18 protein-coding genes are annotated in these 20,096 nt (G+C 40.4%); 15 read left to right on the top strand and 3 right to left on the bottom strand.

Features of this window, described 5'->3' with window-relative positions; genetic code table 11:
* Positions 1 to 70 precede the first annotated feature (70 nt).
* The 3 genes from AC04Q1_RS25755 (at position 71) to AC04Q1_RS25745 (ending at position 3,617) form a co-directional block, all read left to right on the top strand.
* The gene (locus AC04Q1_RS25755) at positions 71 to 277 is read left to right on the top strand and encodes a bacteriocin (protein WP_478367407.1); all 207 of its coding nucleotides are present in this window, start codon (positions 71 to 73) and stop codon (positions 275 to 277) included.
* A 163-nt stretch (positions 278 to 440) separates the two neighbouring features.
* Complete coding sequence (locus tag AC04Q1_RS25750; protein WP_478367406.1) at positions 441 to 1,499, top strand: HlyD family secretion protein; 1,059 nt, start codon at positions 441 to 443, stop codon at positions 1,497 to 1,499.
* Between the two features lie 6 nt (positions 1,500 to 1,505).
* The gene (locus AC04Q1_RS25745) at positions 1,506 to 3,617 is read left to right on the top strand and encodes a peptidase domain-containing ABC transporter (protein WP_478367405.1); all 2,112 of its coding nucleotides are present in this window, start codon (positions 1,506 to 1,508) and stop codon (positions 3,615 to 3,617) included.
* A gap of 686 nt (positions 3,618 to 4,303) precedes the next feature.
* On the opposite strand, the gene metK is transcribed toward AC04Q1_RS25745, so the two are convergent.
* Positions 4,304 to 5,554 carry a methionine adenosyltransferase gene (metK, locus tag AC04Q1_RS25740; protein ID WP_478367404.1) on the bottom strand — a complete coding sequence of 417 codons (1,251 nt, stop codon included), beginning with the start codon at positions 5,552 to 5,554 and terminating at the stop codon, positions 4,304 to 4,306.
* A gap of 223 nt (positions 5,555 to 5,777) precedes the next feature.
* On the opposite strand from metK, the gene AC04Q1_RS25735 reads away from it, so the two are divergent.
* The 7 genes from AC04Q1_RS25735 (at position 5,778) to hisS (ending at position 12,670) form a co-directional block, all read left to right on the top strand.
* Positions 5,778 to 6,659, top strand: a complete 882-nt coding sequence (locus AC04Q1_RS25735) for a diacylglycerol/lipid kinase family protein (RefSeq protein ID WP_478367403.1) — start codon at positions 5,778 to 5,780, stop codon at positions 6,657 to 6,659.
* Positions 6,660 to 6,747: 88 nt separating this feature from the next.
* Positions 6,748 to 7,098: a translation initiation factor gene (locus AC04Q1_RS25730; RefSeq protein WP_090504011.1), complete on the top strand. Its 351-nt coding sequence runs from the start codon at positions 6,748 to 6,750 to the stop codon at positions 7,096 to 7,098.
* A gap of 305 nt (positions 7,099 to 7,403) precedes the next feature.
* Positions 7,404 to 9,161 (top strand): sensor histidine kinase, encoded by a 1,758-nt coding sequence (locus AC04Q1_RS25725; protein ID WP_478367402.1) that lies wholly within the window; start codon positions 7,404 to 7,406, stop codon positions 9,159 to 9,161.
* A 1-nt stretch (position 9,162) separates the two neighbouring features.
* The gene (locus tag AC04Q1_RS25720; protein WP_478367401.1) at positions 9,163 to 9,906 is read left to right on the top strand and encodes a LytR/AlgR family response regulator transcription factor; all 744 of its coding nucleotides are present in this window, start codon (positions 9,163 to 9,165) and stop codon (positions 9,904 to 9,906) included.
* A gap of 404 nt (positions 9,907 to 10,310) precedes the next feature.
* Positions 10,311 to 10,505 carry a hypothetical protein gene (locus AC04Q1_RS25715; protein WP_478367400.1) on the top strand — a complete coding sequence of 65 codons (195 nt, stop codon included), beginning with the start codon at positions 10,311 to 10,313 and terminating at the stop codon, positions 10,503 to 10,505.
* Complete coding sequence (locus tag AC04Q1_RS25710) at positions 10,495 to 11,109, top strand: LytR/AlgR family response regulator transcription factor (RefSeq protein WP_478367399.1); 615 nt, start codon at positions 10,495 to 10,497, stop codon at positions 11,107 to 11,109. Before AC04Q1_RS25715 ends, AC04Q1_RS25710 begins: the two co-directional genes overlap by 11 nt.
* 169 nt (positions 11,110 to 11,278) lie before the next feature.
* Entirely contained in the window at positions 11,279 to 12,670 is a 1,392-nt protein-coding gene (hisS, locus tag AC04Q1_RS25705) for a histidine--tRNA ligase (protein WP_478367398.1), read from the top strand.
* Positions 12,671 to 12,858: 188 nt separating this feature from the next.
* Here the strand turns inward: hisS and AC04Q1_RS25700 are convergent, their stop codons facing one another.
* Positions 12,859 to 13,590: a class I SAM-dependent methyltransferase gene (locus AC04Q1_RS25700; protein ID WP_478367397.1), complete on the bottom strand. Its 732-nt coding sequence runs from the start codon at positions 13,588 to 13,590 to the stop codon at positions 12,859 to 12,861.
* 177 nt (positions 13,591 to 13,767) lie between these two features.
* Here AC04Q1_RS25700 and AC04Q1_RS25695 point away from each other — a divergent pair, with 177 nt between their 5' ends.
* Positions 13,768 to 15,063, top strand: coding sequence for an MFS transporter (locus AC04Q1_RS25695; protein WP_478367396.1), 1,296 nt, complete (start codon positions 13,768 to 13,770; stop codon positions 15,061 to 15,063).
* 99 nt (positions 15,064 to 15,162) lie between these two features.
* Here the strand turns inward: AC04Q1_RS25695 and AC04Q1_RS25690 are convergent, their stop codons facing one another.
* Positions 15,163 to 15,543, bottom strand: a complete 381-nt coding sequence (locus tag AC04Q1_RS25690) for a VOC family protein (protein ID WP_478367395.1) — start codon at positions 15,541 to 15,543, stop codon at positions 15,163 to 15,165.
* Between the two features lie 118 nt (positions 15,544 to 15,661).
* On the opposite strand from AC04Q1_RS25690, the gene AC04Q1_RS25685 reads away from it, so the two are divergent.
* The 4 genes from AC04Q1_RS25685 to AC04Q1_RS25670 all read left to right on the top strand — a co-directional run bounded on the left by AC04Q1_RS25685 (position 15,662) and on the right by AC04Q1_RS25670 (position 20,032).
* The gene (locus tag AC04Q1_RS25685) at positions 15,662 to 16,942 is read left to right on the top strand and encodes a replication-associated recombination protein A (protein WP_478367394.1); all 1,281 of its coding nucleotides are present in this window, start codon (positions 15,662 to 15,664) and stop codon (positions 16,940 to 16,942) included.
* A gap of 67 nt (positions 16,943 to 17,009) precedes the next feature.
* The gene (locus tag AC04Q1_RS25680; RefSeq protein WP_478367393.1) at positions 17,010 to 18,482 is read left to right on the top strand and encodes a DUF5687 family protein; all 1,473 of its coding nucleotides are present in this window, start codon (positions 17,010 to 17,012) and stop codon (positions 18,480 to 18,482) included.
* Between the two features lie 2 nt (positions 18,483 to 18,484).
* A complete protein-coding gene (locus AC04Q1_RS25675) occupies positions 18,485 to 19,177 on the top strand; it encodes an ABC transporter ATP-binding protein (protein WP_478367392.1) in 693 nt (230 codons plus the stop codon).
* Positions 19,178 to 19,354: 177 nt separating this feature from the next.
* Positions 19,355 to 20,032 carry a YiaD family glycine zipper/OmpA-like lipoprotein gene (locus AC04Q1_RS25670; RefSeq protein ID WP_478367391.1) on the top strand — a complete coding sequence of 226 codons (678 nt, stop codon included), beginning with the start codon at positions 19,355 to 19,357 and terminating at the stop codon, positions 20,030 to 20,032.
* Positions 20,033 to 20,096: the final 64 nt, after the last annotated feature.

Genomic DNA, 20,096 nt, shown 5'->3' with positions numbered 1-20,096 from the left:
GCCAAGCATCAGGCGCATCCCGAAAAGCCTTTAAAAGAGTAGGGATCTTAAAACTCAAAAAAAATCTAGTATGAAAAGTTTAGAATTAAAAAATCTTGGTGTTAAAGAAATGAACACAACTGAAATGTCACAAGTAGAAGGTGGTGGTATTATCAACTTTACTTTATCTCAACTTTTGGGCTCAATTTCAGGAACTTTAAATGCAGTTGGTGCCGATACTTCAGCATTTTTATCTAAAACATTAACCAATGTTTTGAAACTCGTTTGGAGTTTATAAGCAATTCATAGTATCCGCTGTCCCGGTTATCCGGAATAGCGGATTCTTTACGATTTAAACCCATATGCCGCTATCCACCTACTCCACAGAAAAAATTTCAGATACTGCTCTCGTTTATCGCGCTCAAATTAGTAAGTCAAGTCAATTAATTTATGTAGTTGCCGTGGTCGCTATCTTAGTTGTTCTGGCAGCACTTCCCTTTATTAAGATACCCATTAGCATAAACGGTACTGGTGTTTTACAGTCTACCATCGAAAAAACAGAACTTATTGTACCTGTTAATGGCCGGTTGATCCAGTATCGGCTGTCGGATAATAAAAGACTTAAGCAGGGCGATACGCTCCTCGCGATTGATGCCGGTTTACCCAAACAACAAGATGCTTTGGTCGAAACCCGTAAAAACCAGATTACCCATTTTTTACAAGACATTGGCGCGCTGTTATCATTTAACGGCGGATCCAATCTGCAAAGCGGCCAGTATGTGGCCTCCTGGCAACAATATACTCAAGAGTCGAAAAATGCCGGTATTGCAAAAAGACAAGCTGCAAGTAACTTTGCGCGCTACAATAAGCTTTATCAAAATAAAGTAATTACACAATCTGAATATGAAAAATACAAATACGAACTGGAGCAGGCCGAATCGGTTTACTTAATGGTGCGTACCAAATATAAAACCCAATGGCAAACTGAGGCCAATGGTTACCGGAATGAGCTGCGCCAGCTTTCAGGTCAGCAGGCAGAGCTGAATGAACAGAAAAAACAATATGTATTGCGGGCACCAATAGATGGTTCTGTTCAGAACCTGGTTGGCTTACAGCAGGGCGCTTACGTATTTGCCAACCAAAAAGTTGGTGAGGTTTCTCCTGATGCTGGTTTGGCCGCCTACTGTTATATCAACCCTGCTGATATTGGTTTGATTAGAAAAGGACAGGATGTACATTTTCAGATCAATGCCTATAACTATAACCAATGGGGTTTGGCAGTAGGTAAAGTGATCGATATTTCGGATGATATTGTGATCTTGAACAATAATCAGCCCGCCTTTAAGGTAAAGTGTTTAATGGATAAAAATTTCCTGATGTTAAAGAACGGGTACAAAGGTTACCTCAAAAAGGGAATGAATTTTACCGCCCGGTTTAAGGTTACAGACCGCAGTTTATATCAGTTACTTTACGATAAAGTAGATGATTGGGTAAATCCAAACTTAATCCAAAAAACATAAAAGGCAATGAGTACAAAGGTTAAGCAACGGGATATAACAGATTGTGGTGCGGCATGTCTGGCATCAATTGCCTCGCACTACAAATTAGACCTGGCTGTTGCGCGGATTAGGCAGCTTGCCGGAACAGACAAAAAGGGGACTACAGTTTTAGGATTGGTAGAAGCAGCCCAAAAATTAGGCTTTGAAGCGAAAGGTGTTAAAGCACCCTTTGATAGTTTATTTAAAATTCCGACACCGGCCATTGCACATATTATTGTAAATGATATTCTGCAGCATTATGTCGTAATTTATAAGGTAAACAGCAAGTTTATAGAGGTGATGGATCCTATAGATGGGAAAGTGCACCGTAAAACACACGATGAATTTAAAAAAGAGTGGACTGGTGCTTTAGTTCTATTGTTGCCATCAGAAGATTTTCAGATCGGTAATGAAAAGAAATCAATCCAGGGCAGGTTCTGGAGTTTGATTAAACCGCACAAAGGCATTCTGACACAGGTTTTATTTGGTGCAATTGTTTTTACCGTACTGGGTTTATCTACCTCTATTTTTGTGCAAAAGCTGGTCGATTTTGTACTGGTGGATGGCAACCGCAACCTGCTTAATCTCATGAGCATCGCTATGATGGTGATTCTGGTGGTGCAGATGTTTATCGGTTCGGCAAAAACTGTTTTTACCTTAAAAACGGGTCAGCTTATAGACGCCCAGCTTATTCTAGGCTATTACAAACACCTGCTCCGCCTGCCTCAGCAGTTTTTTGATACCATGCGGGTGGGCGAAATTATTTCGAGGATTAACGATGCGGTAAAGATCAGAACATTTCTAAACGATGTATGCGTAAATTTTGTGGTCAACATCTTTATCGTTTTCTTTTCGTTCATCATGATGTTTACCTATTACTGGAAACTGGCACTCATCACGCTTACCGTTATTCCGCTGTACCTGGTAATTTATTATATTACCGATAAATTTAACAAGCGTACCCAGCGCAGGTTAATGGAAGATGCAGCCGAGCTCGAATCGCAACTGGTAGAGAGTTTAAATGCCGTTGGTACCATTAAACGTTTCGGCCTGGAAGACCATGCCAATGATAAAACTGAAACCCGTTTCATTAAACTGCTTCAGGCCGGTTTTAAATCGAACATCAATGCAGTAGTATCCGGTACTTCTACCGAATTTATTTCGCGCCTGATCACCATTATATTGCTTTGGGTGGGTGCAGGTTATGTGCTGAGCAATTCGATTACACCAGGTGAATTATTGTCATTTTATACCTTGATCGGGTATTTTACCGGACCGGTTTCCTCATTAATCGGGATGAACAAAACGGTACAGGATGCGGTGATTGCTGCTGATCGTTTATTTGAAATTATGGACCTGGAACGCGAAAGTGATGAAAACCAGATCGAATTAAGTGCCGATAAAATTGGCGATATCCATTTCGAAAATGTTTCCTTCCGTTATGGAATGCGGTTGCCTGTTTTCGAAAACCTGAACTTAACCATTCCGCAGGGTAAATTTACAGCCATTGTGGGCGAGAGTGGGTCAGGAAAATCAACTTTAATGTCTATTCTGCAGAATATTTATCCGATACAGGCGGGCAACGTGCGCATTGGCAAATACGATCTAAAATACATTACCAATTCGTCGCTGCGTAGAGTGGTATCGGTAGTGCCCCAGCAGATCGACTTATTTGCAGGCAATGTAGTCGATAATATTGCCATAGGTGAAGAAGAACCCGATATGCAAAGGATTATCGACATCGCTACCAAACTTGGTTTAATCGGCTTTATTGAAGCTTTGCCGAAAGGTTTCCAAACCTATTTAGGTGAAAATGGAACCGCACTATCTGGTGGGCAAAGACAGCGTATTGCCATCGCAAGGGCTTTGTACCGGGATCCGGAGATTCTGATTTTAGATGAGGCGACTTCATCTCTTGATTCGGTATCAGAGCAACATGTACAACGAATGATCGAACTTTTAAAAGCCGAACAGAAAACGGTAATCGTCATTACACACCGGTCGAGTACGCTGAACAATGCCGATAAAATTATCGTATTGGATAAAGGCGTAGTGGTAGAGCAGGGCAGCCATCAGGAACTGAAATACCATTTGGCCTAATTACTAAGTTTAGTCAGGCATTAGCGTAGGGAAAACTTCGTAAGTCCTGGTTCCGTCACCTGTCCCGATTTCATATCGGGATCAGGGGCTGTCATGCTAAAACGTTATTATACTTTGGAACTTTAAAATGTTAGCATCTGATCAGACTATGAGTAGGTAATTTTTCTATTGCTTTTTTTTGGAAAGCAGTTGCAGTAGCTTTTTTAATGTCCCTCCTGCTTTTCATTACAAGTCCGCTGCCGATGAAGGATCGGCATTGCGTGCTTTCCATTTCATCCGATAGCTATCGGATCAGGTTTGGATAGGTTAGGCATTTGCTACGATGAGCGGAATTCTGCACAGTTCCCAAAATATTTATTTTCTATTGGGATTCCTACTTAAGAACCACCAGCCTCCGTTAAATAAACCTGACAGGAGCGGGCACCGAACGCAGAGAGGTAAAGCAAATGGCAGGGCTTTCGAAACCGATGTACGCAGAACCCTGCTTTTCAAAAAAAACACCAGTTAATTATTTTGTTCACTAATATTTGCTATTGTTTGGTGAGCCACCAACATGGGATCTGGTGGTGTTGGCTGTTACCATCCGACACAAATACCCGGTCAGATGGTAACGTCCGACTGCACGACAACAAAAAAGGCGTTCTGCAATGCTGCAAAACGCCTTTTCTATAATTTGATGCGAAGAATTAAATGCCGAAAGCAGCTTTAACCTGATCTACATAATCCAATTTCTCCCAGGTGAACAAATCAACCGTAACTGTTTTTTCTTCACCATTTGGTGTTCTAAAAGTTTTGGTAACGGTTTCTGGTGTACGGCCCATGTGTCCGTAAGCAGCAGTTTCGCTATAAATCGGGTTTCTTAATTTTAAACGTTGTTCGATAAAGTAAGGGCGCATATCAAAAATCGATTCTACAATTTTAGCAATCTCGCCATCCGTTTTACCCACTTTACCTGTTCCGTAAGTATTGATGTAAATACCCATTGGTTTTGCCACACCAATAGCGTATGATACCTGAACCAGAATTTCGTCGGCAATACCTGCAGCCACTAAGTTTTTTGCGATATGACGGGTAGCATAAGCCGCACTTCTATCCACTTTACTTGGATCTTTACCCGAGAAAGCACCACCACCGTGAGCGCCTTTACCACCGTAAGTATCCACAATGATTTTTCTTCCGGTTAAACCAGTATCACCATGTGGACCGCCAATTACAAATTTACCGGTTGGGTTAATGTGGTATTCAATTTTATCGTTAAACAAATGTGCGTAAGCAGGGTTGCTTTTGATAATTCGGGGAATCAGGATATTCACCAAATCAGTTTTGATTTTCGCCAGCATGCTTGCTTCTTCATCAAAATCATCATGCTGTGTAGAAATTACAATCGCATCAATGCGTACCGGTTTGTTGTTATCGTCGTATTCTAAAGTAACCTGGCTTTTTGCATCCGGACGTAAATAAGTAATTTCTTTATTTTCGCGGCGTAAAACAGCCAGTTCTTGTAATAATTTATGAGAAAGGTTTAATGCCAATGGCATATAATCTTCAGTTTCGTTGGTGGCGTAACCAAACATCATTCCCTGATCGCCGGCACCTTGTTCTTCTTTGTTTGTTCTATCTACACCCTGGTTAATATCTTGCGACTGCTCGTGTATGGCGGATAAAATTCCGCACGAGTTGGCCTCAAACATATACTCGCTTTTGGTATAACCGATTTTCTTGATTACATCACGGGCAATTTGTTGTACATCTAAATATGTTTTAGATTTTACCTCACCCGCCAAAATAACCTGACCAGTTGTTACCAAAGTTTCGCAGGCAACCTTTGATTCTGGATCGAAAGCCAAAAAGTTATCAATTAATGCATCCGAAATTTGATCGGCAATTTTATCTGGGTGACCCTCAGAAACAGACTCTGATGTAAATAAATATGACATTTATTAAATATTTAGTGATAAATAAACAAATTTAAGATTGCCAAACCCCTTATGTACAGGTGGTTAATTAATTGAAAGGAGGTATTAGCAATTTTTTTAAGTGGTTGCAATCCGGTCCCGAAGTATCGGGATAGCAAATCAATCCACTTTTAACTGTTGCAAAATTAGCATATTTTCTTTATTTCAAAAATTATAGATTATTTTGTGCACTCATTCTTACACTTTGTATACAAAGATCAATATCCTCTTCATCATAAACCCTATCTCTGGTGGGAGAGGGAAGCTGCGTATCCCTGATTTTATCGATAAATTTCTGGATAAGGAAAAATTTAGTCCGAACTTCGTTTTTAGCGAATATGTTGGTCATGCCGGCGAACTGGCAGATGAAGCAGCCACCAAAAACTTCGATGTAATCGTGGCCGCGGGTGGCGATGGTACGATTAACGAAGTGGCCAGCAAAGTGTTAAAACACAAAAAGATTTTAGGCATTTTGCCACTTGGATCGGGAAATGGCCTTGCCAGGTTTTTAAATATTTCTAAAAACCTGAGGTATGCACTTTCCATTATCAACAATTTTAATGTTGATGACATTGATACCGCTGAGTTTAACCAAAAATGTTTTTTCAACCTGGCGGGAATGGGTTTCGACGCCCATCTAAGCGCTGTTTTTTCGAAGGATAAAAAGCGTGGCTTGTCTGGATATGTAAAGCTGGGTTTTAAAGAGGTTTTTAACTATAAAGCACAAACGTATCTGCTAAACATCGATGGTACTGAGTACACCAGAAAAGCTTTTGCCATCAGCATTGCCAATTCATCACAATATGGAAATGATGTATACATCGCGCCAAATGCTTCGGTAAAAGATGGCTTGCTGGATGTTTGCATTATTAAACCTTTCCCGATTATAAAACTGCCGGTATTGGGTTATGTGATGTTGAGGGGCAAAGCCGAAACATCGGATATGATTGAAATTATTAAAGGGAAAAATATAAAAATAACAAGGGAAACAGCGGGTGCGGTACATGTAGATGGCGAACCCTTACAAATGGGAACAGCTATTGAAGCGGTGATAAGGCCGCTTTCGCTGAAGGTAATTGTGCCATAGCGTAAGGCGTTTAGCGGTTGGCGTTGATTAACCAGTTAACCGATTAACCACCATATAATGAACCATTGACCAGTGAACTTTTACAAACATGAAACCAAAGAAAAACAGTTTAAGCGATCTTGGCGGAATTATGTATTCTACCAATCCGGAATTCGAATACGAAGAAGAAGTTGACGATACCGTTACTTCTCCGAACAATCAGCAGGATTTAAGGGTCATGCTCGATAAGAAAAACCGTGGCGGCAAGGCTGTAACGCTGATTACAGGATTTAGAGGCCGTTCGGAAGATTTAGAGGTACTGGGCAAAATGCTGAAAACCAAATGTGGGGTGGGTGGCTCGGTTAAGGATGGCGAAATTATGATCCAGGGCGATGTGCGTGATAAAGTAATGGGCATCCTGCAGAAAGATGGCTATAAAGTAAAAAAAGCCGGGGGATAACAGGAAAAAGCTGTCATTCTTGCTCACCGTCATTTCGAGCGGGTGAGACGCAGCCGGGGAACCACGATTGCTCAGCAGCTAAATCCATCTAACATAGATCTCACCATCTCGCTATGCGTCAGTCGAGAGGACGATTTTTCTTTTGAACTATCAATGGGAATGCGGTATTTGTCTTCCGGAAACTAGTTCCTCCCAAAATCTAAATACTACCCCAAACCTGCCATTTACAAGTTTATTCATGCCATATCCTGTTTTAATGTTTCATGAACAGATTTTTTGCAAGATGTTTATGAAAAATTAAACGCATGAAAAAGATAACACTATTCGTTATATTAATATTTTTGGTAAAGGGCCTGGTTGCGCAGCATAAAGCTAATATTAGTGTAGATAATAAGTACTTCGAATTTGCTGGAAATCAACGGGTTGATGTCAGGTATGCAACACCTAAGCAGGTGGCTATGATTGCGCATAAAAAGCATTTGAAATCAATTTCAAGTGACAGATTCAATTTTTCAATCGGAGAACAGCTTTATGGAGGCCTTCAGGGTTTGGCTATTCGTTTTCAGTCAAATACCAGATCAAAGGTTTATGAGGGAAATAAATGGTATTGGGGAAATTGGGGTAATTTTGGATCATTTATAATTGATGGCAATGCCAATGTTGAATTTGCAGATGTTAGAATTACCAGAGAAACCGCTAAAAATTATCGTTATCATGTAATTACTAACGATAGTAAAGAAATTAAAGGATGGACTATTCCCTCTGAATTTAAAAAAACTTCAGATGATAAAGTAGAATTTGCCTATTTAGGAAATTATGAATGTCAAAGAAATGGATATCTAAAAATCGAGATCTATAATGTTAACGACTACCGCGAAAGAGACGCCATAATTGTGGATTGGAGGCCGGTATTGCCGGCAAAATTGAGGTTAGGAGTAGAATATTTGACTAAAAAAAATTCCGGTGACCCTTTTTACGCTTCATTAGATAAAGTAGGCAATAAAAAGTATTATAATTTTGTAGAAACAAGATCGTTGGATGATCAGAGATTTTCTTTAGGAGATTCCCTGGTACGTCTTAATGTTAGCTTTGGTGGATTTAATTACAGTTATCGTGCTCAATTGGTAAGGAGCATAAATGGAAGAACTGAAACCCTCGATTTGGGCAATTATGATCGCAGGTTCTACATTTATAAAGAATTTTGGAAAGAGCCGGGAGAATATGAAATTATCCTGACACCAAAATTGCCGGCTCCAGGCGGATCACCGGTTTCTTTTATAAAAGAAAAAGCCTCGAGTTATAAGTTCACCGTGTTGCCAGAAAAAAACAAAACAAAACTTTTCTCCGAAAAACAACTTATTATTTACGGTCTTATCTTTTGTGCCATTGCTGGAGTAATTTTTGGCGGCGCGGTAACCTACATCAAAAAGAAAGAAGCTAAAAAACTGGCTTTACAGTATAGAGATAAAGAAATCGCCAAACTCCGGTTAGAATCTGTCCGCTCGCAGTTAAACCCACACTTTTTGTTTAATGCACTTGCAGGCATCCAAACATTGATGAACAAAAACGAAACCGACAATGCTAACCGCTACCTGGTTAAGTTTGCACGCTTAACACGTAATGTGTTGGATCATAAAGAACTCATCAGTTTAACTTCTGAGAAGACCTTGCTTGACGATTACCTGCAGATGGAGCAACTGCGTTTTGGGTTTCAGTACCAGATCACAGCTTCACCTGATTTAGATGCCGAGAATATCGAAATTCCAGCCATGCTTTTGCAGCCTTTTGTAGAAAATGCTGTAAAACATGGTATTGCAGAGAAAGGAGCCGATGGTAGGATTGAAATTGATTTTACAGCACAATCAGCAGACCTGGTTTTAAGTATAAAAGACAATGGAAGTGGGTTTAATGTAAGCCAAGATTACGAAGGTTTAGGTTTGGCATTAACCAAAAACAGGATATCTTTACTCAATTCCATCTATAAAGCAACCCCGTTTGTATTGGACATGAAAGCAGATAAAGATGGAACGATAATCAAGATTACCTTAAACCAATGGTTATAAGATGCGGGCAATTTTAGTAGACGATGAGGTAGCCAATTTAGAAAATCTGAGGATTTTACTGGATAAACATTGTCCAAACATTAAAGTGGTAGCCAGTGCTGGCAATATTAACGATGCCTCTGCACAAGTGAACCTTCACCATCCCGATCTGCTTTTTTTAGACATCCAGATGGGTAAAACAACAGGTTTCGATTTATTAAACCAGCTTACCGATAAATCATTTGAAGTGGTTTTTGTAACCGCCTACGATAATTATGGCATCCAGGCAGTAAAATTTGCGGCTCTGGATTATCTGCTCAAACCTGTTGATCCTGACGAACTGAAAGCGGCTGTTGAAAAGGCCGAAATCAGGATCAAAAACAAAATACAGGGCGAACAGCTCAGTTTTTTATTGGGTCAGATTAAAAAGAGCGAGGCAAGTATTCCAAAAATTGCATTGCCCCAGCAGCACGAAATCCGTTATGTTTCTGTTGATGACATTGTACGCTGCGTGGCCGATAATACCTACACTTTTTTCTTTTTAAGCAATGGAGATAAAATTCTGATCTCCAAGCCGCTTAAAGAATATTCTGATCTGCTAAAACCGCATGGTTTTGTGCGGGCACATCAAAGTCATCTCGTAAACCCAAAGTTTGTAAAAAGCTGGTTAAAGGAAGATGGCGGAACCCTGCTGATGAACAATGGCGATAAAATTCCGGTAAGTAAACCAAATAGGGAAATGGTAAAAGAGATGTTGGGAAAGTAGTCTTATTAACCACTAACATACCAGGAATGCCAGGGCCATTGCTTCTGTGTGCTCATGCTTCTGTGTGCTCATCTTCATACCTATTCTCGACACCTCAGATGAATGAACATTTAAGATGCAATATTTATCGGTTTCCATCCAACTTTAATCGGATCAAAACCCGAAAGGTCCGATGATGGTCCGGTTTTGATCAGTATCAAAATCTGATATGGTTTACTTTAGTTTCCCTTAGCAAAACTGCTTTGTGCCGTTATGCCTATTTGGTATATCACATCAGGATTGGCGGCTTATCAAATACTAAAATCCCAGCTGCCAATACTCACTGGAGGCCTGCCGATTCTCATTACTGATTTTTTAAATGTATACCCTAGCGGTACTTTCGTTAAACATTTAAATCAATTAACATGAAACAGGTATTATTTTTATTCTTCTTTATCATTTCTTTTGGCTTACAGGTTGCGCATGCCGCAACTATTGGCGTACCTGAACTAATAATCCTGTTCATTGTTGGTTTTGTAGCAATTGCCGCGATGGTCGGTTTTGTTTTCTTATGTTTATATTTAATTAAGAAGCTTAAGCATGATCAAAATGAAAAATAAGATAATTTTCGGGTTAATTTTTATCCTTGTTTATGGCGTACAGGTAGCTCATGCCGCCATGTTAGGAGCACCTGAAATCATCATACTTTTGGTTGCGGGACTGCTCTTTTTTGGTTTCTTTGGCGGTATTTTTATGTTGATCTACTTTTTAATCAAAAAAAGCCGCAATACGCCTCCACATGTGGCACCCAATACTGTGGCGATTAATTTCCCTCCTCCGGTTGCTTATCAAAGCCGGAAAACTGATGAAAAGGCCGATAAAAAAGAAGCTGTTAAATTAAATGGAAGGATTGCTTTGCCCCAGCAAAATGAAATCAGGTACGTAAACCCTGAAGAAATCATCAGGTGCGAAGCGGATAACAATTACACCAATTTCTTTTTTAGCGATGGGGATCAGCTGTTGATTTCAAAATCATTGAAAGAATATGCAGACCTGCTAAAACCGCATGGTTTTGTACGGGCACATCAAAGTCATCTCGTAAACCCAAAGTTTGTAAAAAGCTGGTTAAAGGAAGATGGCGGAACCTTATTAATGGATAGTGGGGATAAAATTCCGGTAAGTAAACCAAATAGGGAAATGGTAAAAGAGATGCTGGGAAAGTAATTTTTCCTTTGATCATCATTGCGAGAGGGCTTTTTCAGCCGACTGCCTGTCGCGACTTTTCGGGGAACAATCTTACAACAACTGATTCGTGCTTAAGATTGCTTCGTTGTTCCTTGTCGCAATGACGAAACTTTATTTTTAAACCTTACATTTTTGTACTTTTGCGGCTATGTCAGTTATTAAACCCTCATTAGCAAAAGGTACCCGCGATTTTACCCCGGTTGAAATGGTAAAACGCAATTTTATTTACGATACCATTAAAACGGTTTTCAGGAAATATGGTTATGCAGAAATCCAGACCCCAAGTTTCGAAAACCTGTCTACCTTAACCGGAAAGTACGGCGATGAAGGCGATAAACTGATTTTTAAAATTTTAAATAGCGGCGAGTATCTTAAAGATCCAAAAAAGAAATTATTCGATTTTGCAGAAGAAGACAACAGCAACAAGCTGATCCCGCTCATCTCCGAAAAAGCCTTACGTTACGATTTAACAGTGCCATTTGCGCGTTATGTAGTGATGCACCAGCACGAAATCACCTTGCCTTTTAAACGTTTTCAGGTGCAGCCGGTGTGGCGTGCCGACCGACCGCAAAAAGGCCGTTACCGGGAATTTTATCAATGTGATGTGGATGTAGTGGGTTCTGAAAGTTTATTAAATGAAGCCGAATTTATTTTAATCTACAATGAAGCTTTAAGCAAATTGGGACTAAAAGATTTCAGTATAAAAATTAACAACCGGAAAATTTTATCAGGTATTGCCGAGATCATTGGTAAACCTGATCTGATCATCGATATGACGGTGGCCATTGATAAGCTGGATAAAATCGGTTTGGATGGCGTAAGTAAAGAATTGCTGGAACGTGGCTTTACTGAAGACGATCTGGAAAAACTCCGTCCGGTGATTTTATTGGAGGGCAGCAACGAAGAAAAACTGGCCAGTTTAAAAGATGTTTTGGACCAATCGGAAACCGGTTTAAAGGGTGTAGCAGAAATTGAACAGGTTTTTGAATATGTAGAAAGTCTGATTTCTTATGGTTTGCCATTGGTTGCGAAATTGGAATTGGATATTACTTTGGCCCGTGGTTTAAACTATTATACCGGCTGTATTTTCGAGGTTAAAACCAACGAAGTGGCTATGGGCAGTATTGGTGGCGGTGGCCGTTATGATGATTTAACAGGCATGTTCGGTTTGAAAGATTTAACCGGCGTGGGTGTTTCTTTTGGTGCCGACCGCATTTACGATGTATTGGAAGAATTAAATCTTTTCCCTGCATCTGCTGAGGTTGGAACAAAAGTATTGATCAGCAATTTCGATGCAGAAGCGGAAAAGTATGCTTTACCGATTGTTCAGCAATTTAGAAACGCAGGAATTTCAGCTGAATTATATCCAAGCTCAGCCAAACTGAAGAAACAGATGACCTATGCCGATGCGAAGCATATCCCTTATGTAATTTTAATCGGTGGTGATGAAATTGCAAGTGGCGAGCTTACGCTAAAGGATATGCAAAGCGGTGAGCAGAAAAAACTGACTGTTTTAGGTATACTGGAGTTGCTGAAATAGACGTTTACTTAACCACAGAGATTGCTGAGTTCATACACCGAGACGGGAGGTGCGGCCGTCATCCTGAACTTGTTTCTATTCTCGCTTGAATACATTTTCTGGTTTTCCCCTCATTAAAGATCTTGAAATAAGTCAGTACGATGGACTTGGTGAATTTTCTATTTGTTCGATTCCCACTGTGGTTAACCCTATCGCCCAATCCGTAATAAAACTGGGAAATGAACATCTTTCTCCGCATCGTCGCCCCAGGCTTCTTTGAGTTCGGTAAACATGTACTCAAGCGGGTTCCGTTCATTGGCCTTTTTATAATGCTGTAAAGAAGACCAGGTATTTAAATAGCCGATCATTTGGTTGAAATTCCAGGTGGTTTTGATCTGAAAGTGTGGGGCAATAATTTCTTCAAAAGGAAAGGGGATGGTTTTATAACCTTCCTCAATATAGCGGCGTTCGCTGTCCCAGTATTTACCAAGGATATCTTCGTACAGTTTATGGATGGCTTTATCTACTTTTTTATCGATAAACATGATGCCATAACCGATTACCGCAAAAAGTCCATCGGGTTTTAGTGTTCTTTTAACTTCTGCATAAAAGGCCTCGAAATTAAACCAATGGATAGCCTGCGCTACGGTAATTAGATCAAAACTGTTATCACTAACGGAAGTCTGTTCTGCAGGTTCAACCTTGTAGGTGATATTGGGCAACTGTAATGCGTTTTTTAATTGGTTCTCGCTAATATCCGTTGCATATACGGCATCGAAATGCCAGGCCAATATGCGGGCCACCTGACCATTTCCCGTGGCACAATCCCATGCGGTTTCTTTGTTTTTTACCAAAGCAAACAGATAATCATACAATTCTTGCGGATAAGTTGGCCGGTAGATGGCGTAATCGGCAGATTGGGTAGAAAAGTTATCTTTCATGGTTTAATGATTGAATGTTAAGTGCGAGAAGGAGTGAATGGCATCAGGATGAAAATAACTTCGCTCTTTCTTTATAAAATTATCATATTTTTGAATAACAAGTAGTGTTGATTTAAGTTTCATTCGATCATTCAAAACCCAGTTATTCAATAATGCGCTCATCACTCATTTTCAACTATGGATAAAGCACAACAGAACGAAATTAAGGATGTAGAATACCGGTTGAAATCTATTTTCGGTGGTTCAGTTGGTAACCTGGTAGAGTGGTACGATTGGTATACCTATTCGGCTTTTGCCCTTTACTTTTCTCCGGCTTTTTTCCCCAATAGTAATCCAACGGCGCAGTTACTGGATACTGCAGGAATTTTTGCCGTAGGTTTTTTAATGCGGCCGATTGGTGGCTGGCTATTTGGCAGCATTGCCGATAAATTAGGCCGAAAACGATCGATGACGCTTTCAGTATTCATTATGGCCATAGGTTCCCTGATTATCGGTTTAACGCCCGGGTATAAGCAGATAGGCATTGCCGCTCCCTTATTACTCATCTTTGCGAGGCTGATCCAGGGATTGAGTACAGGCGGGGAGTATGGAACTTCTGCCACTTACCTTAGTGAGATGGCCACCAAAAAACACCGGGGTTTTTATTCGAGCTTTCAATATGTGACCCTCATTGGTGGACAGTTACTGGCTTTGGGCATTCAGTTAATTTTACAGAACTGGTTGCTAACATCTGCCGAACTGCACGATTGGGGCTGGCGGATTCCTTTTTTTATAGGCGCTATACTCTCTTTTATTGCTTTATATCTACGCCGGCATATTGACGAAACTTCTGCTTTTAAAAGTAAAAGTTCGGCAGATAAAAAAGGAGGTATTGCGGTGCTGTTAACCTATCCTAAAGAGGTTTTTACCGTTGTGGGTTTAACTTTGGGCGGCACAATTGCCTTTTATACTTTTAGTACCTATATGCAAAAGTTTCTCGTGAATACCGTGCATCTGAGTAAAGAAAGCTCCACCACCTTATCGTTTGTTTCGTTGCTGGTTTTTGCTATTATGCAGCCTTTATTCGGCTTGTTATCTGATAAAATCGGTCGCAAACCTTTGTTAATCGGTTTTGGTGTTTTGGGCACTTTATGTACTTATCCAATATTAACCGGTTTAGCTGGAGAAACGGATACCACCATCATATTTCTGTTAATGATCGGCGCTTTGATTATTGTGAGCGGTTATACCAGTATTAACGCGGTGGTTAAGGCAGAGCTGTTTCCTGCTGAGATCAGGGCCTTAGGGGTAGGTTTACCATATGCCTTAACCGTTGCCATTTTTGGTGGCACGGCAGAATATTTAGCGCTTTGGTTTAAAAATATTGGTCACGAAAGTTATTTCTACTGGTATGTAACCGGATGTATTTTAATCTCGCTGATTTTGTATACCACCATGAAGGATACCAAACACCACTCGAAGATTGAGGATTAATTTGCGAGCAGAATGTGGAGATGTCGTCATGCTGAATTCATTTCAGCATCTATCAAAGGAAAGATAAGACCCTGAAAATAAATTCAGGGTGACGTCCAACTACAAATAATTACTCACCTCAATCAAATTCATATCCGGATCACGGAGGTAAATAGAAACGATCTTTCCATTTGCACCAGTCCGTTCTACAGGTCCTTCTTCAATTTCGATGCATTTTTCTTTCAGTTCCTGCATCACTTCGCGCAATGGAAAATCGGTAATAAAGCATAAATCGGCGGTTCCGGGCATAGGTTTAAATGCTTTGGGCTCAAATTCGCGCCCATGTTGGTGAAGGTTGATTTTTTGATTGCCAAATTTTAAGGCTTTTCTATTTTCGCCAAATTCGATGATTTCCATACCCAAAGCCAGGCTGTAAAATTTACAGGTACTTTCTAAATTGGCAACGGTTAATACCAGATGATCTAAGTTTTTGATGTCCATAATATTAAATTAGAACTAAAGCAGGCATCCTTTTGTTTTAGGCTAAGGAATTATGCTGCCGATATTTGGTTAGTAAATATCGACCAACAAAATACTCAATTTTTATATATTTACCATTATGCAAAACCTGCCTCCTTTAGCCGAACGTATGCGCCCTCAAAATCTCGATGAATATGTTGGTCAACAGCATTTAGTAGGAGCGGGAGCAGTGTTGCGCAAAGCGATCGAAAGCAGCCAGCTCCCATCCATGATTTTTTGGGGGCCACCCGGAGTAGGTAAAACCACCCTGGCCTACATCATCTCGCAGGCGTTAGACCGTCCTTTTTTTAATCTGAGCGCCATTAACAGCGGCGTGAAGGATATCCGCGAAGTGATCGACCGGGCGGCACAGCTAAAGGATAGTTTTTTGGGTTTACCCATTCTGTTTATCGATGAGATTCACCGTTTCAGTAAATCACAGCAGGATAGTTTATTGGGTGCGGTTGAAAGGGGACTGGTGACGTTAATCGGCGCCACGACCGAAAATCCATCATTCGAAGTTATTTCCGCTTTACTTTCGCGTTGTCAGGTATACATTTTAAAATCGCTGACAGAAACCGAATTGGCTGGTTTACTGCAAACGGCTATTAAAAAGGATCCTATCCTGGCGGAGAAAAAGATTACCATAAAAGAACATGAGGCTTTAATCCGTTTATCGGGTGGCGATGCTCGGAAGTTGTTAAATGTGCTCGAAATCGCCATTAACGGTATCGGCGGAAATAAGATTGTGCTCACCAACGAAAATGTGCTGGCACATGCACAGCAAAACCTTGCCTTGTATGATAAAGCCGGAGAACAACATTACGATATCATTTCGGCCTTTATTAAGTCTATCCGGGGCAGCGACCCCAATGCAGCGGTTTACTGGCTGGCGCGGATGATTGAAGGAGGAGAAGACCCACTGTTCATTGCCCGCAGGTTATTGATTTTATCCTCAGAAGATATCGGAAATGCCAATCCCAATGCCCTGCTTTTGGCCAATAACTGTTTTACCGCGGTAAACGTAATCGGTTATCCCGAAGCACGGATTATCCTGTCGCAGTGTGTAACCTATCTGGCCAGTTCGCCTAAAAGTAACGCCTCTTACGAAGCCATTAACAAAGCACAGGCTTTGGTTAAACAGACCGGGAATTTACCTGTGCCGCTGCACATCCGCAATGCGCCGACCAAACTGATGAAAAATATCGGTTATGGAAAGGATTATCAATATTCGCATGGTTATGAAGGCAATTTTTCGCCGCAGGAATATTTTCCTGATGAATTAAGTGGTACGAAACTCTACGATCCGGGTAAAAACGCAGCAGAAGAGAAGCTGCGGGAGAAACTTCGTCAGAATTGGAAAGACAAATACAACTATTAGTGTAACATTTTCTGCCGAATGCATACTAATAGGTATATTGACTAAAAATCAAACACCTAAACTAAATATGCTGAGTACTTTTTTAAGCCATCAAAGAAAATCTTTCTGGCGTTCGCGAAACAGGGGCAGTAGCATTGCCGGCCAGATTGTTTTGGGTTTCTTTATGCTCTATTTCTTTGCCATTGCCGTTGGCGTGGGTTTTGGGATGTCGCATTTCCTGCCAAAAATTTTCCCAAACAAAGAGGTAATCTCGAGTTTTAACGGAATTATCCTGTATTATTTTGCCTTCGATTTTATCATGCGTTTGCAGTTCCAGGAATTGCCAACCCTAAGTATTATCCCTTACCTTCACCTCAAGATCCAGAAAAGTAAGATTATTAATTTTTTAAATGTTAAGGCACTGTTCTCGGCGTTTAATATATGGCCATTCTTTATTTTTCTGCCTTTTTGTTTTATTAAAATTTCTGGTGAGTATGGGGCCTTTGTTACGATCATGTACATCGTCTCTATACTTTCGATCATGATTTTTAATAACTATCTGGTGTTGTACATCAAGCGGAAATCGATCACCAATACCTTATATACTTTTTTGGGGCTGGTGGTTATCGCGGCTTTTGCAGCATTGGAATACTATAAGGTGATCTCCATCATGGCGGGTTCCGATTTTGTGTTCAGGGCCATCGCTGCACATCCTTTATATGGTTTTGCCTTTACACTGGCTGCAGTCGCGATATTCTTCTTTAACTCCAATTTCCTGCGTAAAAACTTATATGTTGAGGAGCTAAGTACCAGGCAGGAGAAAAAAGGCAGTACCGATTATGCCTTCCTTAACCGTTTTGGTAAAGTTGGCGAACTGGCGGCCCTGGAGCTTAAGTTAATCCTTCGCCACAAACGTCCGCGTTCTTCGGTTATCCTTGGTTTTTTCTTCCTTTTTTATGGTTTTATCTTTTATAAAGAAAAAGCGATTAATAGCGATGCTTTTGGACAAATGATGTTCGGTGCTATTTTTATGACGGGTGTCTCGATTATTATTTACGGACAGTTTATGTTTGCCTGGCAAAGTGCCCATTTTGATGGTTTACTGGCCAATAAAATCAATTTTAAGGATTTTATCAGGGCTAAATTCCTGTTGTTTACCATTGGCTGTACCATTATTACACTATTGGCGAGTTTTTACGGGTTTTTAAGTCCGAAATTATTGCTGTTGCATTTGGCTGCCTATTTATACAATATCGGTTTCGGAACCGTAGTGGTGCTTTATTTGGCTACACTGAATTATAAAAGACTGGATATTACGAAGGCAGCTAGTTTTAACTACGAGGGAACGGGCGCTACACAATGGTTACTGATGTTTCCTTATGCCCTTACGCCCATCTTAATTTATGTGCCATTTGGGATATTGCATAAACCTTATTGGGGTTTGGTTGCGGTATCTGTTTTTGGTTTAGCCATGTTATTGTTGCGTGGCTTCTGGGTAAACTACATTGCAAAAAGATTTGAAAAACAACGATATAAAATAGCCGAAGGCTTTAGAGAATAATTATGATTTTAGAAGTTAAGAATTTACAGAAAGTTTATGGCGATAAAACCGTTGTAAACATCGAAGACTTGCAGATTGCTGCCGGCGAAACTGTGGGCTTGGTTGGAAATAATGGTGCTGGTAAAACCACTTTCTTCCGCATGCTTTTAGATTTGATCCGCCCCACCAATGGAGAGGTAATATCAAAAGGCGAAAATGTAATGCAGAGCGATAACTGGAAAAATTATACCGCGTCATTTTTAGATGAGGGTTTCCTGATCGATTATTTAACCCCTGAAGAGTATTTCATTTTTATTGGCAGCTTACACAATATGAGTGTGGCCGATGTTTCCGCTTACCTTACTCAATACGGCGAGTTTTTTAACGGCGAAATATTAAACAGCGGAAAATACATCCGTGATTTTAGTAAGGGAAACCAAAACAAAGTAGGTATCGCAGCGGCATTGATGCAGAAGCCTGAAATTTTGATTTTAGATGAGCCTTTTGCCAACCTTGATCCTACCACGCAGATCCGTTTAAAGAAGTTGTTGAAGGAGCATACCGGTAACATGACCACTTTTATTTCCAGTCATGATTTAAACCATGTGACCGATGTATGTAACCGGATTATCCTGGTAGAAAAGGGAAAAGTAATCAAGGATTTTACAACAGATGAAAATACATTGAAAGAGCTGGAGAGTTATTTCTCCGCATAGTTTTTGTACTAAGAATGATACAATATAAAAGGGTGCTGATTCTTCAGCGCCCTTTTTTGGCCACAAGGATTACTGCTTTGCTTTCAAAATTGGCCAAAATAGGCAGAAAATACAGGTTATGGTGTTTTTGGCATTGTGTTTGAATATACCGGGTAGAAATTATAAATCTAGCATATCATGAGTATTTCAAAAGTAAGAATAGCGACATTAAGTATAGGATTAGCCGTGGGATCTATGGCATTCCAAAGTTGTGATAGTTTAACTAAAACACAAAAAGGTGCCGGTATTGGTGCTGCAGCAGGTGGTGTAATTGGTGCATTAATCGGTAAAAAAGCCGGTAATACAGCAGTTGGTGCCTTAATTGGTGGTGCTATTGGCGGTACAGCCGGAGCTTTTATCGGTCGTAGAATGGACAGACAGGCGGCTGAAATCCAGAAAGCTATTCCAAATGCAGAAGTTATTCGTGAGGGTGAAGGGATTATTGTAAAATTTGATAGCGGTATTTTATTCGATTTCGATAAAACAGCTTTAAAAGATGCAGCGAAAGCAAACGTTCAGAGTTTGGCTTCTTCATTGAATCAATATCCTGATACAGATATCAAAATTATCGGTCATACCGATAGCCGCGGTACCGAACAATATAACATGGGCCTGTCAGAAAGAAGGGCAGCAGCTGTTAAAGCTTATGCAGTTTCTCAAGGTGTGCCATCTAGCAGATTGGTTACCATTGGTAAAGGTTTTGCCGAGCCAATTGCTGATAACGAAACTGATGCTGGCCGTGCAGCCAACCGTCGTGTAGAAATTGTAATCGTAGCGAACGATGCATTAAAAGCTACCGCACAAAAACAAGGATAATATTGCAATTTCCCTCTACCTATGAGGTCATTATATATGCAACCCCGGTGTACATCCACCGGGG

This window comes from Pedobacter humicola (genome assembly GCF_056490705.1).
Note: the sequence above shows the minus strand (reverse complement) of the source record. Positions and strands in the feature narration are given on the sequence as shown.

Coding starts and splice junctions, on each gene's coding strand:
- AC04Q1_RS25720 (WP_478367401.1), top strand. CDS start 9,163: ATGCGGGCAATTTTAGTAGACGATGAGGTAGCCAATTTAGAAAATCTG.
- AC04Q1_RS25700 (WP_478367397.1), bottom strand. CDS start 13,590: ATGAAAGATAACTTTTCTACCCAATCTGCCGATTACGCCATCTACCGG.
- AC04Q1_RS25745 (WP_478367405.1), top strand. CDS start 1,506: ATGAGTACAAAGGTTAAGCAACGGGATATAACAGATTGTGGTGCGGCA.
- AC04Q1_RS25725 (WP_478367402.1), top strand. CDS start 7,404: ATGAAAAAGATAACACTATTCGTTATATTAATATTTTTGGTAAAGGGC.
- AC04Q1_RS25670 (WP_478367391.1), top strand. CDS start 19,355: ATGAGTATTTCAAAAGTAAGAATAGCGACATTAAGTATAGGATTAGCC.
- AC04Q1_RS25690 (WP_478367395.1), bottom strand. CDS start 15,543: ATGGACATCAAAAACTTAGATCATCTGGTATTAACCGTTGCCAATTTA.
- AC04Q1_RS25755 (WP_478367407.1), top strand. CDS start 71: ATGAAAAGTTTAGAATTAAAAAATCTTGGTGTTAAAGAAATGAACACA.
- AC04Q1_RS25675 (WP_478367392.1), top strand. CDS start 18,485: ATGATTTTAGAAGTTAAGAATTTACAGAAAGTTTATGGCGATAAAACC.
- AC04Q1_RS25710 (WP_478367399.1), top strand. CDS start 10,495: ATGAAAAATAAGATAATTTTCGGGTTAATTTTTATCCTTGTTTATGGC.
- metK (WP_478367404.1), bottom strand. CDS start 5,554: ATGTCATATTTATTTACATCAGAGTCTGTTTCTGAGGGTCACCCAGAT.
- AC04Q1_RS25695 (WP_478367396.1), top strand. CDS start 13,768: ATGGATAAAGCACAACAGAACGAAATTAAGGATGTAGAATACCGGTTG.
- AC04Q1_RS25730 (WP_090504011.1), top strand. CDS start 6,748: ATGAAACCAAAGAAAAACAGTTTAAGCGATCTTGGCGGAATTATGTAT.
- AC04Q1_RS25715 (WP_478367400.1), top strand. CDS start 10,311: ATGAAACAGGTATTATTTTTATTCTTCTTTATCATTTCTTTTGGCTTA.
- hisS (WP_478367398.1), top strand. CDS start 11,279: ATGTCAGTTATTAAACCCTCATTAGCAAAAGGTACCCGCGATTTTACC.
- AC04Q1_RS25685 (WP_478367394.1), top strand. CDS start 15,662: ATGCAAAACCTGCCTCCTTTAGCCGAACGTATGCGCCCTCAAAATCTC.
- AC04Q1_RS25680 (WP_478367393.1), top strand. CDS start 17,010: ATGCTGAGTACTTTTTTAAGCCATCAAAGAAAATCTTTCTGGCGTTCG.